At 71.3% G+C, this 11,000-nt stretch carries 17 protein-coding genes; 3 read left to right on the forward strand and 14 right to left on the reverse strand.

Translation table 11 applies throughout. The features are described 5' to 3' along the window. From VJ976_RS11435 to VJ976_RS11455, 5 genes are all read right to left on the reverse strand, one after another. Positions 1 to 203, reverse strand: a 203-nt coding sequence (locus tag VJ976_RS11435; protein WP_324100350.1) for a sigma factor, incomplete at its 3' end; no start/stop codon positions are given. A gap of 10 nt (positions 204 to 213) precedes the next feature. Further along, positions 214 to 657, reverse strand: a complete 444-nt coding sequence (locus VJ976_RS11440; RefSeq protein ID WP_324100351.1) for a VOC family protein — start codon at positions 655 to 657, stop codon at positions 214 to 216. 76 nt (positions 658 to 733) lie between these two features. After that, the gene (gene ispF, locus VJ976_RS11445) at positions 734 to 1,264 is read right to left on the reverse strand and encodes a 2-C-methyl-D-erythritol 2,4-cyclodiphosphate synthase (protein WP_324100352.1); all 531 of its coding nucleotides are present in this window, start codon (positions 1,262 to 1,264) and stop codon (positions 734 to 736) included. Further along, the gene (locus tag VJ976_RS11450; protein ID WP_324100353.1) at positions 1,261 to 1,932 is read right to left on the reverse strand and encodes an IspD/TarI family cytidylyltransferase; all 672 of its coding nucleotides are present in this window, start codon (positions 1,930 to 1,932) and stop codon (positions 1,261 to 1,263) included. The genes ispF and VJ976_RS11450 overlap by 4 nt, the downstream gene beginning before the upstream one ends. Positions 1,933 to 2,003: 71 nt before the next feature. Beyond that, a complete protein-coding gene (locus VJ976_RS11455) occupies positions 2,004 to 2,486 on the reverse strand; it encodes a CarD family transcriptional regulator (RefSeq protein WP_324100354.1) in 483 nt (160 codons plus the stop codon). Between the two features lie 128 nt (positions 2,487 to 2,614). On the opposite strand from VJ976_RS11455, the gene VJ976_RS11460 reads away from it, so the two are divergent. Further along, the gene (locus VJ976_RS11460) at positions 2,615 to 3,178 is read left to right on the forward strand and encodes a hypothetical protein (RefSeq protein WP_324100355.1); all 564 of its coding nucleotides are present in this window, start codon (positions 2,615 to 2,617) and stop codon (positions 3,176 to 3,178) included. A gap of 51 nt (positions 3,179 to 3,229) precedes the next feature. Here the strand turns inward: VJ976_RS11460 and phoU are convergent, their stop codons facing one another. Then, complete coding sequence (phoU, locus tag VJ976_RS11465) at positions 3,230 to 3,949, reverse strand: phosphate signaling complex protein PhoU (protein ID WP_324100356.1); 720 nt, start codon at positions 3,947 to 3,949, stop codon at positions 3,230 to 3,232. Positions 3,950 to 4,094: 145 nt separating this feature from the next. Here phoU and VJ976_RS11470 point away from each other — a divergent pair, with 145 nt between their 5' ends. Both VJ976_RS11470 and VJ976_RS11475 read left to right on the forward strand, forming a co-directional pair. Beyond that, a complete protein-coding gene (locus VJ976_RS11470; RefSeq protein WP_324100357.1) occupies positions 4,095 to 5,333 on the forward strand; it encodes a sensor histidine kinase in 1,239 nt (412 codons plus the stop codon). Further along, positions 5,330 to 6,013: a response regulator transcription factor gene (locus VJ976_RS11475; RefSeq protein ID WP_324100358.1), complete on the forward strand. Its 684-nt coding sequence runs from the start codon at positions 5,330 to 5,332 to the stop codon at positions 6,011 to 6,013. The genes VJ976_RS11470 and VJ976_RS11475 overlap by 4 nt, the downstream gene beginning before the upstream one ends. A 40-nt stretch (positions 6,014 to 6,053) precedes the next feature. Here the strand turns inward: VJ976_RS11475 and VJ976_RS11480 are convergent, their stop codons facing one another. The 8 genes from VJ976_RS11480 to VJ976_RS11515 all read right to left on the reverse strand — a co-directional run. Next, a complete protein-coding gene (locus tag VJ976_RS11480) occupies positions 6,054 to 6,821 on the reverse strand; it encodes a phosphoglyceromutase (RefSeq protein WP_324100359.1) in 768 nt (255 codons plus the stop codon). Positions 6,822 to 6,832: 11 nt separating this feature from the next. After that, positions 6,833 to 7,345 (reverse strand): YbjN domain-containing protein, encoded by a 513-nt coding sequence (locus tag VJ976_RS11485; RefSeq protein WP_324100360.1) that lies wholly within the window; start codon positions 7,343 to 7,345, stop codon positions 6,833 to 6,835. Continuing rightward, positions 7,342 to 8,652: a D-inositol-3-phosphate glycosyltransferase gene (mshA, locus tag VJ976_RS11490; RefSeq protein ID WP_324100366.1), complete on the reverse strand. Its 1,311-nt coding sequence runs from the start codon at positions 8,650 to 8,652 to the stop codon at positions 7,342 to 7,344. The genes VJ976_RS11485 and mshA overlap by 4 nt, the downstream gene beginning before the upstream one ends. Positions 8,653 to 8,695: 43 nt before the next feature. Then, positions 8,696 to 9,274: a VanZ family protein gene (locus tag VJ976_RS11495; RefSeq protein WP_324100361.1), complete on the reverse strand. Its 579-nt coding sequence runs from the start codon at positions 9,272 to 9,274 to the stop codon at positions 8,696 to 8,698. After that, positions 9,274 to 9,612 carry a phosphomannose isomerase type II C-terminal cupin domain gene (locus VJ976_RS11500; protein ID WP_324100362.1) on the reverse strand — a complete coding sequence of 113 codons (339 nt, stop codon included), beginning with the start codon at positions 9,610 to 9,612 and terminating at the stop codon, positions 9,274 to 9,276. Before VJ976_RS11500 ends, VJ976_RS11495 begins: the two co-directional genes overlap by 1 nt. A gap of 16 nt (positions 9,613 to 9,628) precedes the next feature. Then, entirely contained in the window at positions 9,629 to 10,438 is an 810-nt protein-coding gene (locus VJ976_RS11505) for an alpha/beta hydrolase (protein ID WP_324100363.1), read from the reverse strand. Beyond that, positions 10,432 to 10,761: a DUF2516 family protein gene (locus VJ976_RS11510; RefSeq protein WP_324100364.1), complete on the reverse strand. Its 330-nt coding sequence runs from the start codon at positions 10,759 to 10,761 to the stop codon at positions 10,432 to 10,434. Before VJ976_RS11510 ends, VJ976_RS11505 begins: the two co-directional genes overlap by 7 nt. Positions 10,762 to 10,765: 4 nt before the next feature. Continuing rightward, on the reverse strand, positions 10,766 to 11,000 hold a 235-nt coding region (locus VJ976_RS11515; RefSeq protein ID WP_324100365.1), incomplete at its 5' end, for a D-aminoacyl-tRNA deacylase.

The following is an 11,000-nucleotide window of genomic DNA, read 5'->3' on the forward strand; positions in this document are numbered from 1 at the left end:
TTGAGGCACGAGTTCGTGGCGATGCGGTACATCCAGGTCCGGACCGAGCACCGGCCGTCGAAGTCGTGGAACCCGCGCCAGGCGCGCAGGTAGGTCTCCTGGACCTGGTCCTCCGCGTCGACCGGCGAGCCCATCATCCGGTAGCAGTGCACCAGCAGCTCACGCCGCAGCGGCAGGGTCACCGCTTCGAAGTCGGCAGTCATCGCGCCTTCCTCACCCGAACGTGCCGGCGGCACGCGCCTTGTCGAGGTCCATCCACATGATCTCCCAGATATGACCGTCCGGGTCGGCGTAGGAGCGGCCGTACATGAAGTCCCCCTGCTCGTCGGTCCGGACGGCTCGGCCACCGGCCTGGAGCGCGCGGTCGACAAGGTCGTCCACCTCCTCTCGGCTTCCGGCCGACAGGCACGTCAGGACCTCGTGCTGACCGTGTCCGGCCACGGACGCGTCGTGGAACTGCGCGAAGAAGTCGCGGTGCAGGAGCATCGCGAACAGGTTCGGCCCCAGCTCCATGGCCAGTGCCTGCTCGTTGCACATCTCCTCGTTGAAGCCGTACCCCAGGGCCGTGAAGAACTCGCGGCTGCGTGCTGGGTCGGCGACGGGAAGGTTGACGAAGATCATCTGGTGCGTGCGGGCCTGCGTCTCGGTGCTCGACATGGTTCCTCCTCGGGGGTGCCACGACGCCCGGACGGCGCCGTCGCTCACCTGTACTGACCGGCGAGCGGCCCTGAAGTCATCGGTGCCCCGACTCGGGCCGGAACCCCGGGGCGCGGCCGTGCTCAGTCCGGGCGCTGAGCAGAGCCGTCGCGATGGCGGTGATGCCCTCGCCTCGACCGGTCAGGCCGAGCCCATCGGTCGTGGTGGCGCTGATGGAGACCGCAGCACCATCGAGGGCGGCGGACATCGCCGCCTGCGCCTCGTGCCTGCGGGGGCTGACCTTGGGGGTGTTTCCGATGACCTGCACCGCCAGGTTGTCGATGGCCCAGCCACGCTCGCCGACCAGACCCGCCACGTGCTGCAGCATCCACGCTCCCGAGGCGCCGGCCATCTCGGGGTCTGCGGTGCCGAACACGGAGCCGACGTCGCCCAGGCCTGCCGCGGACAGAAGCGCATCGCAGGCGGCGTGGGCGGCCACGTCACCGTCGGAGTGGCCCTCGATGCCGCGTTCTCCCGGCCAGGGCAGACAGCCGAGCCAGAGCTCACGGTCGTCCTGCGCGTACCGGTGGGTATCCGTGCCGATGCCGACTCGGGAGGCCTGGCTCATGCGCCCTCCCGTGACCACATCTCGGCCAGCGCGATGTCCTGGGCAGTGGTGATCTTGTGGGCACGGGCGTCCCCGGCCACGGCCAGCACGTGCCCGCCCATGGCCTCGACCAGCCCGGCGTCGTCGGTGCTCGTGCCGGCCGCTTCGCTGGTGTCGGCATGGCTCTGGGCGCGTTCGAGGGTCTCGCGCAGGAAACCCTGGGGGGTCTGCACCGCGCGAAGACGGGTGCGGTCGACGGTGTGCGCGACGTACTCGCCGGGCACCTGGGTCGAGGACGCGCGCGGGTAGCTCGACTCGTCGTGGAGCATCTTGATGGTGTCGGTCACCGGCATCACGGGAATGACGGCCGCGTGACCGGACCGGACCGCGGCGGTCACGCGATGGAACACCTGCGGCGGGGTGAAGGCGCGGGCCGCGTCATGCACCAGCACCACCCCGACCTCCGGCGAGAGTGCGGCCGTGCCGCGGGCCACCGAGTCGGCCCGGCTCGCACCGCCTTCGACCACCCTCACCGGGGGCGCCGAGCCCCCGGTCACAGGCGCGACCGCGTTGCTGATGGGTCCGGTGTAGCCGCGTGGGGCGACGATGACGACCTCGCCGACGACGTCGGCCGCCAGCACACCGCCCACGGCGTAGGCAACCAGCGGGCGCCCACCGACCTCGACCAAGGCCTTGGGGAGGCCGGCGCCCAGGCGCAGGCCCTGCCCCGCAGCGACGACGACAGCGCCGACGCCTGCGCTCAGGAGGCGAGGACCTCGTCCAGCGTGGCCTCCGCCTTGTCCTCGTTCGTCTTCTCCGCGAGGGCGAGCTCGGAGACCAGGATCTGACGGGCCTTGTTGAGCAGACGCTTCTCACCGGTCGACAGACCCCGGTCGCGGTCACGTCGCCACAGGTCGCGGACGACCTCGGCCACCTTGACGACATCGCCGGAAGCGAGCTTCTCGAGGTTGGCCTTGTAGCGGCGGGACCAGTTGGTCGGTTCCTCGGTGTGCTCAGCACGCAGGACCGCGAAGACCTTGTCCAGCCCCTCCTTGCCCACGACGTCGCGGACGCCCACGAGGTCGCAGTTGTCGGCGGGAACCTCGATGGTGAGGTCGCCCTGAGCGACCTTCAGCTTGAGGTAGATCTTCTCCTCACCCTTGATGGTGCGTTTGTTCATTTCCTGGATGAGTGCGGCGCCGTGATGCGGGTACACGACAGTCTCGCCGACCTTGAATGTCATCTTCAGTTTGCCCCTTTCGCGGAGGGCCAGGATACCACGAGTGGCGTAGATCACTAAATGACAGCGCTGCCATTTGCGCTGGTCACAGCCCTGTGCATGCGTCAGGGCCACCCGGTAGGCTACAGGGCGTGAGAGCGCAGAGGACAACCGCACGGCAGCGAAGCCGCTTCGGGATGGGTCTGGTGGCCCTGGCGAGCCCCCTGGTCCTCAGTGGCTGCTTCGTCCTGTCGCCCGTCACCACCGACAACAGCTACGACCCGGCGGAGGGGGTCGACCTCGAGACCGAGGGGCTGCAGATCGAGAACCTCCTCGTCATCAGCGAGGGTGAGGGAGCGCCGGGTGTCATCTCCGGCTACGCCGTGAACACGGCCATCCCGGGGCGCCAGCCGACCGAGCCCTCCGAGCAGGACGACATCATGATCCAGGTCGCGCTCCAGGAGGGTGGACAGAGCATCGACGCGGGCTCGAAGGTGACCCTCACCCCGGCCAAGGCCAAGCGCCTGGACGGCCGCAACGACGACGGGGAGTTCAAGGATCCGATGACCGTGTCCGAGGTCCCGGTGTTGACCGGCTCGATGACGACCCTGCGCGTCACGACCTCCGCCGGGGAGGCGGTCTCAGCCAAGGTGCCCGTACTCCCGCCGGAGGAGTACTTCGCCCCCTACGCCTCGGTACTCGAGAGCGCCGGCTGAGCGACCCGGCCGAGGCTGTGCACGTGGGCTGCGGGGCCTGCGCGCCCTGCCTCAGCCTCCGTGCACGGGAGCCGTGGAGCGCGCGCTGTCCGCGGTACGCATCTCCAGGGCATCGTCCAGGTCCATCTCGTCGTGCCACTCACCGGTCACCAGATAGACCACGCGGTGCGCCACCGAGACCGCGTGGTCCCCGAAGCGTTCGTAGTAGCGGCTGAGCAGGGTCGCGTCGACCGCGGCCTCGACGGCGCCTTCCCAGCGCTCGGAGAGCAGCACCCGGAAGACCTCCCGGTGCAGCTCGTCCATGCGGTCGTCGTCGTCCTTGAGCCGGCTGGCGCCACCGACGTCGTTGGTGTCGATGATGGAGCCGGTCTTGACGACCATCCGCTCGGCGATCTGCGCCATCTCGGTGAACGTCGCACGCAGCGACGCGGGGATCGCCGACTCCGGGTAGCGCAGCCGGGCGACCTTGGCCACGTGGCGGGCGAGGTCCCCCATCCGCTCCAGGTCGGAGCTCATCCGCATCGCGGTGACCAGGGTGCGTAGGTCGGTGGCGACAGGCTGCTGCCGCGCGAGCACGTCCACGGCGCGCTTGTCCAGGTCACGGCGCACGGCGTCGATGTGCTCATCGGCCGTGATGACGCTCTCGGCCAGCTCGAGATCCGCGTCCATCAGCGCCTGGGTGGCTCGGTTGAGGGCCGAGGCGGTCAGTCTCGTCATCTCGACGAGCTGGTCGGTGATGAAGACCAGTTCCTCGTGGTAGGCCGTGCGCATGGTGCTCCTCTTCGCTAGGTTCGCCAGCACCGTGCCATCCCCAAGTAAACGAGGCGCCGACTCGAGATGAACACTGTGCTGTCCCTCGCTGTCCACTGAGTCTAGGTGCTCGGGGCCTGGTGAGCGCGGCCGTACCCTGGGAGGCGTGCCGTCCGCCGCCTCCACCCTGCTGCCGACATTGGTGCTGCTCGCCGTGCTCGTCGGGGTCGGCGTGCTGCTCACCAGCCGCCGGTCACGCCAGGGTGGCGCCCCGCGCCAGGCGCCCGCGGTGGCCGAGGGAGCTGCTCCGGCCGATGCAGCCGAGGACCAGACGCGGCTGGCCGACGGGGTCTCCGAGCTGCTGGAGGCGACCCGGTCCGGCGGCCTGGTCGTGGGCCGGGACGGCCGGGTGGTGCGGGCGACCTCATCGGCGCTCACGTTCGGCCTGGTCCGGGGAAACGACATCGTCCACGCGGGCCTGAAGGAGCTCTTCTCCCAGGTGCGGGCCGACGGTCGCCCCCGGGAGAGCGAGCTCGAGTCGGCGCGCGGCCCTCTCGGCGAAGGCCGGCTGTTGATCGGCGCCCGCGTCGTGAGCATCTCGGACGGGCTCATCCTGATCCTGGTCGAGGACCGCACCCAGGCCCGCCGGGTGGAGGAGGTCCGCCGGGACTTCGTGGTCAACGTCAGCCACGAGCTCAAGACGCCCGTGGGTGGCCTGTCACTGCTGGCCGAAGCGGTCGAGGACGCCGCCGACGACCCGGAGGCCGTGCGCCGCTTCTCGAGCCGGATGAAGGTCGAGGCCCAGCGGCTGACCCGGCTGGTCAGCGAGATCGTGGACCTGTCGCGGCTGCAGACCGCGGACCTGACCACCGAGCTGGTCCTGGTGGATGTCTCCACCTGTGCCGACGACGCGGTCGAGCAGACCCGCCTGATCGCCGGCGAGCGCTCGGTCACCTCGCGGGTCGCCAGCGCCGCTGAGGGTCTGCGGGTGTACGGCGACCCGGAGCTGATCACCACGGCGATCCGCAACCTGGTCACCAACGCCATCGCCTACTCCGAGGACGGCACCAAGGTCTCGGTGATCACCCGGCGGGCCGAGGACACGGTCGAGGTCAAGGTCTCCGACCAGGGGCGGGGCATCTCCGCCAGCGACCAGAGGCGCATCTTCGAGCGCTTCTACCGGGTGGACCCTGCACGCTCACGGATGACCGGTGGCACCGGGCTGGGCCTGTCCATCGTCAAGCACATCTGCGCGGGTCTCGGGGGTGAGGTGACGCTGTGGTCCCAGGAGGGGCAGGGCTCGACCTTCACCATCCGCCTGCCCGGCGTCGTCGACGACGACAGCCCGGTGGGCTCCCAAGTGCCCGACCACCGACGGCCCGCCGCACGAAAGGTGACGATATGACCCGCATCCTGGTCGTCGAGGACGAGGAGTCCTTCTCCGACCCCCTGTCATACATGCTGGGCAAGGAGGGGTACGAGGTCGCCGTGGCCGCAGACGGGCCGACCGGAATCCAGGAGTTCGACCGCTCCGGCGCCGACCTCGTCCTGCTCGACCTCATGCTGCCGGGGCTGAGCGGGGTGGACGTGTGCCGGGCCTTGCGCTCGCGCTCGTCCGTGCCGGTGATCATGCTGACCGCCAAGGACAGTGAGGTCGACAAGGTGGTCGGCCTGGAGATGGGGGCCGACGACTACGTCACCAAGCCCTACTCTGCCCGTGAGCTCCTCGCCCGCATCAAGGCGGTGCTGCGGCGCCAGTCCGAGCCGGAGGAGCTCGTCCCGACCTCGGTCGACGTCGGGCCGGTCCGGATGGATGTCGAACGACACCAGGTCAGTGTCGACGGGCAGCGGGTCAGCCTGCCGCTCAAGGAGTTCGAGCTCCTGGAGATACTGCTGCGCAACGCCGGTCGGGTGATGACGCGCGGCCAGCTCATCGACCGGGTCTGGGGCAGCGACTACGTCGGCGACACCAAGACGCTGGACGTGCACGTCAAGCGGTTGCGGGCCAAGGTCGAGCCGGACCCGGCGCACCCACGCTTCATCCAGACGGTGCGGGGGCTGGGCTACAAGTTCGAGGCCGAGTAGGCGCCTTCGCGTCCGGTGTCCGGCCCCGGGGGGAGGTGTCTCAGCCCTTGCCCTGGTCGGCGACGGCCTGCATGGCCTCCTCGGCCGCGTCCGCGTCCAGGTAGCGGCCCCCACGCTCCATCGGCGTGAAGTCACCGTCCAGGTCGTAGACCAGCGGGATGCCGGTGGGGATGTTCAGCCCGGTGATGTCGTCGTCGCTGATGCCGTCCAGGTGCTTGACCAGCGCGCGCAGGCTGTTGCCGTGGGCGGCGATCATCACCGTCCTGCCCTCGGCCAGGTCCGGCACCACCGCGGACTTCCAGTGCGGAAGCATCCGGGCGATGACGTCCTTGAGGCACTCGGTCTTCGGCATCTCCGACTCGCTGAGCCCGGCGTACCGGGGGTCGCCGGCCTGGGAGTGCTCCGCGTCGGGCTCGATCGGCGGGGGCGGGGTGTCGAACGAGCGGCGCCACAGCATGAACTGCTCCTCGCCGTACTTCTCGCGGGTCGCCGCCTTGTCCAGCCCCTGCAGCGCACCGTAGTGCCGTTCGTTCAGCCGCCACGAGCGCCGCACCGGGATCCAGTGCCGGTCCGCCACGTCGAGCGTCAGGTTCGCGGTGCTGATCGCGCGCCGCAGCAGGCTGGTATGGAGCACGTCGGGCAGCAGGCCCGCCTGCGCGAGCATCTCCCCACCCCGCCTCGCCTCCTCGCGCCCGGCGTCGGACAGGTCGACGTCGACCCATCCGGTGAACAGGTTCTCGGCGTTCCACAGGCTCTCACCGTGGCGCAGCAGGATCAGGGTGTACGTCGCGCTACCGGGGTCGGTCATGCCGGCCGAGTCTAGTCGGCGAGCAGGTGCCGGAAGGCATCCAGGTTGGCGGTGGACTCGCCGCGTGAGGTGCGCCAGGCCCACTCGGCGCGCATGGAGGACAGGAACCCCAGCGCCAACAGCTCGTTGAACGGCTCGTCGCAGGCCGTGAGCACGGCGCCGAGCACCGCGTCGAGGTGCTCGGCGCTCACCCGGTCGGCGTCCAGATGCCCGACGAGGTAGACGTCGCCGCTGCGGTCGATGGCGTAGGCCAGGCCGGGCAGGCGCAGGTTGCGCCGCAGCAGGAAGGCGTAGACGCCCGCGTGGTTCTCCTCCGGGTTGCGTATGACGAACGCCCGCAGGCGCACCGAGCGGCGGCCCGCGGTCAGCGAGACCACCGTGGCGAGCTTGCGCTCCCCGGGAAGCGAGAGCACCGTCTCGCCCGCGCGCACTCCGGGCTCCCAGGACACGCCGCACTCGTCCAGGCCGCGGCGCAAGGCCGCGCTGACCTGCGATCGCGCCGTCCCCCTGGTCTCGGAGGTCACGGCACGACGGCCGAGGGGATGTCCCTGAGCACGGGAGCGTTGTCGATGCCTCGGGCCTCCGTCCCGGGCTGCGAGCCGTTCGCCCGCGCGACCGCCTCGCGGTAGACCCCTTCCAGGGCGTCGACCGTGCGCTCCCAGCTGAACTGCCGGGCGTGCTCCGGCCCTCGCCGGGCCAGCTCGGCGCGCCGGGCCGGGTCGGAGACCACCGTGGACAGGACCCGGGCCCACTCCTGCGGGTCGTGCCCGTCGACCAGCACTCCGGCCTGACCGACCGCGACCGGCAGGCCCCCGACGCGCGCCGCCACGACGGGCGCTCCGCTGGCCAGGGCCTCCACGGCCACCAGCCCGAAGGACTCGCTGTAGGAGGGCACGGTGACCGCATCGGCGCTGCGGTACCACTGCGCGAGGGTCGCGCGGGAGACCGGGGGCACCATGCGCACGCAGTCGCCGAGGCCGAGCTGCGCGGCGGTGTCGGCCAGCCAGGTCGGGGCCGCCACGGCGGAGCCCGACAGCCCGCCCAGCACGGCGATGACCAGGCGGTCGCGCAGGGAGGGGTCCTGTTCCAACAGGGCCGCCGCCGCACGCAGCAGCACGTCCGGGCCCTTGAGCCGCTGGATGCGGCCGACGAACAGCAGGACCACCGCGTCCTGCGCCACCCCGAGCTCGGCACGGGCCTGAGCGGGATCGTCCGGGCTGAAGACCGACAGGTCCACCCCGGGAGAGACCACACAGACCTTCTCGGGCTCGGCGGCGTAGAGCCCGATGAGGTGGCGGGCCTCCTGGTCGGTGTTGGCGATCAGGGTGGCGGCCGCCTGCACCACCTGCTCCTCGCCGATCTCGCGGCCTCGCGGCTCCGGCTGGTCCTCGGCGGCCAGCTCCTGGTTCTTCACGCGGGCCATGGTGTGCATGGTGTGCACCAGCGGCACGTCCCACCGGTCGGAGGCGAGCCAGCCCACCTGGCCGGAGAGCCAGTAGTGCGAATGGACCAGGTCGTACCAGCGCTCCGGGCGGGCAGCGGCGATGCGCATCATCCCGGCCGCGAAGGCACACAGCTGCCCGGGCAGGTCCTCCTTGTCCAGGCCCTCGAACGGACCGGAGGGCACGTGATGCACCAGCACCCCTTCCCCCAGGTGCTGCGGGTCGAGGGGCACCACGTCCGGCTGCGCGCCGTCGGTCGCCCGGGTGAAGATCTCCACCGCGGTGCCCCGGGCCGCCAGGCGCCGCGCCGTCTCCACCACGTAGACGTTCAGGCCACCGGCATCGCCGCGGCCGGGCTGCTCCAGCGGCGAGGTGTGCACGCTGACCATGGCGACCCGTCTGGGCCGCAGGCTTCTCACCTCGCTCACCGGCTCAGTTTCGCACGGCGGGCCCCGGCGGCTTGCCCGCCCGGAGCAACCGGGCCAGCGCCCACCCCAGGCAGGCTCCCAGCACCCCGGCTACCACGTCGTCGACGTCGAAGGTCCGGTAGGCGCACTCGTAGACGAACCACAGCCCGGTGAGCTGGGTGAGCTCGATGAGCAGGGACGCCGCCAGCGCCAGCAGTGCCACCCGGCCCAGCGGCAGCATCCAGCCCAGGGCCAGGCCGAAGGGCACGAAGAGGGCCACGTTCAACACGACCTGCCACCACAGGCCGCTGGGGCCCGGTGACCCCGCGGCGAGGTCGGCCAGGAAGCCCAAGGGCACCAGGCGCGCCTGCGCCCCCGCGCCCGTCGTACACCGCCGCGCCATCTCCTCGGCCTCGGGCAGCGGCAGGATGGTGTAGGCCAGCACCGCCGCCAGGTAGGAGACCACCGCGGCCACCAGCCCCGCCTGCCGCGCCGCCTGGGCCGTGGAGACCGCCCGCACCGCGATGTACGGCACCGCCATGGCCAGCACGAAGAAGGACACCACCGCGATGGTGGTGACACCCGGCGCGAGACGCTCGAGCATCAGTCGCGGTGGTAGTCGTCCTCGAGGCGTTCGACGTCCTCCTCGGTGAAGTCGCCGAAGGCGATCTCGAGGACGCGCCGGGGGCGGGTGCCGGGGTTGGCCATGCGGTGCCGTTGGCCCCGCGGCACCCACACCAGCTCGCCCGGCTCGGCAAGCCAGCCGTGGCTGCCGACGACGACGCTCATCGGGCCGTCGAGGATCTGCCACAGCTCGGCCCGGCGACGGTGCCGCTGCAAGGACAGGCGCTCCCCGGGGGAGACGGTGATCGTCTTCACCGTCACCGTCTCCTGGGTCGCCAGCTGCTCGAAGTGGCCCCACGGGCGAGTGGTCGTCCTCACCCGGCGGCGTGGGTCGTCAGGCACCGTGCTGGTCAAGGAACTCCCCCACCATCGCCCGCACCCGGCCCCGATGGGCCCACATCAAGCCCCCCGGGTCGAGCACCTCGAGTCGGGCCTGCGGGATGCTGCCCGCCACCGCGCGGGCCACCTCGACCGGATGCGTCGGGTCGTCCCGCTGGGCCAGCACGAGGACGGACGCGCTCACCTCGCCCAGCCGTCCGGCGTCCCGCAGGGGCACCTGCTGGGGGATCTGGGTCAACGCCGCCTGAGGGTTGCCGGCCACCAGCCGCTCGGCCTGCTCCCGGCTCCACTGCCGACCCTGACGGCTCTCGCGGACCTCCGGTGACTCGTGCGAGAGCAGGTGCCGGGCCACCGCCTCGACGTCAGCGGCATGCACCAGCCGCGCCAGGCGGGCGAAGCGGCCTCCGGCCGGGCCCGGCCGCGGCCGGTCCAGCGCGGCCGGCAGCACCAGCACCACCGCGCGGAAGCGACCTGGGTCGGCGGCCAGGCCGGCGAGGATCGCGCCGGCGCCCATGCTGATCCCCAGTGCCGCAGAGGCACGGACGTGCTCGGCCGCGGCCCACACCTCTTGCGCCAGCGCCTCGTAGCTCAGCGCTTCCGCCGACACCGATGCCCCGTGGCCGGCAAGGTGCATGAAGGTCCGCTGCCCTCGGACCCGGCCCGAGTAGGGCCGCGTGCTGCTGATCGACCCGGTCAGACCATGGACGAAGAGGGTGCCGGGCGGGCCGCTGCCCCGGGTGAGGATCTCCAGCGGGCCGTGTGGCCCGGCGACGACGTCGGTGCGTGGTGGGCTCAGCCCTACCACGGGCCGTAGGGGCCCATCTGGGTGCCTCGGTTGTTGCGCCCACGCAGCGAGCGGACCGCCGGGCGCACATCCGTGAGGTAGACGGCCGCCGCCACGATGGCCAGCAGGCTGAAGATGTTGAACGGGTTGAGGACGAACACGAACCCGATCAGGGCCGCCACGCCGGTGATGGCGAGCCAGAAGCCCTTGGTCCGCTTGCCGGCGGCGACGAAGGCATCAGGGCGGGTCAGGGCAGCGTCCACGAGCGCCCAGGCCTGCATGGCGGCGGCGAGCAGTCCGAGCAGCATCGAGACGCTGCCCTGGGCCAAGGCGATGATGTCCACACCCTCACCTTACGGGTCGAAGTTGGGAGGACGATGTGTCCACGATGAGGGTGAACGGCCCGTTGTTGACCAGCTCCACCTCCATCTGGGCGCCGAACACTCCGGTGCCCACCTCTACCCCTCGCGCTCGCACGGCCTCGGCCACGGCGTTCACGAGCGGCTCTGCCACGGCGCCCGGGGCCGCGTCGCCCCACGAGGGGCGCCGGCCCTTGCGGGTGGTCCCGTACAGGGTGAACTGG

The sequence above is a fragment of the Ornithinimicrobium sp. genome (assembly GCF_035267225.1).
In the GTDB taxonomy this organism is placed as follows: Bacteria; Actinomycetota; Actinomycetes; order Actinomycetales; family Dermatophilaceae; genus Ornithinicoccus.

Excerpts from the sequence above, each read along its gene's own strand:
- VJ976_RS11440 (WP_324100351.1), bottom strand. The coding sequence starts at position 657 with ATGTCGAGCACCGAGACGCAGGCCCGCACGCACCAGATGATCTTCGTC.
- VJ976_RS11475 (WP_324100358.1), top strand. The coding sequence starts at position 5,330 with ATGACCCGCATCCTGGTCGTCGAGGACGAGGAGTCCTTCTCCGACCCC.
- mshA (WP_324100366.1), bottom strand. The coding sequence starts at position 8,652 with ATGGTCAGCGTGCACACCTCGCCGCTGGAGCAGCCCGGCCGCGGCGAT.
- VJ976_RS11455 (WP_324100354.1), bottom strand. The coding sequence starts at position 2,486 with ATGACATTCAAGGTCGGCGAGACTGTCGTGTACCCGCATCACGGCGCC.
- VJ976_RS11495 (WP_324100361.1), bottom strand. The coding sequence starts at position 9,274 with ATGCTCGAGCGTCTCGCGCCGGGTGTCACCACCATCGCGGTGGTGTCC.
- ispF (WP_324100352.1), bottom strand. The coding sequence starts at position 1,264 with ATGAGCCAGGCCTCCCGAGTCGGCATCGGCACGGATACCCACCGGTAC.
- phoU (WP_324100356.1), bottom strand. The coding sequence starts at position 3,949 with ATGCGCACGGCCTACCACGAGGAACTGGTCTTCATCACCGACCAGCTC.
- VJ976_RS11480 (WP_324100359.1), bottom strand. The coding sequence starts at position 6,821 with ATGACCGACCCCGGTAGCGCGACGTACACCCTGATCCTGCTGCGCCAC.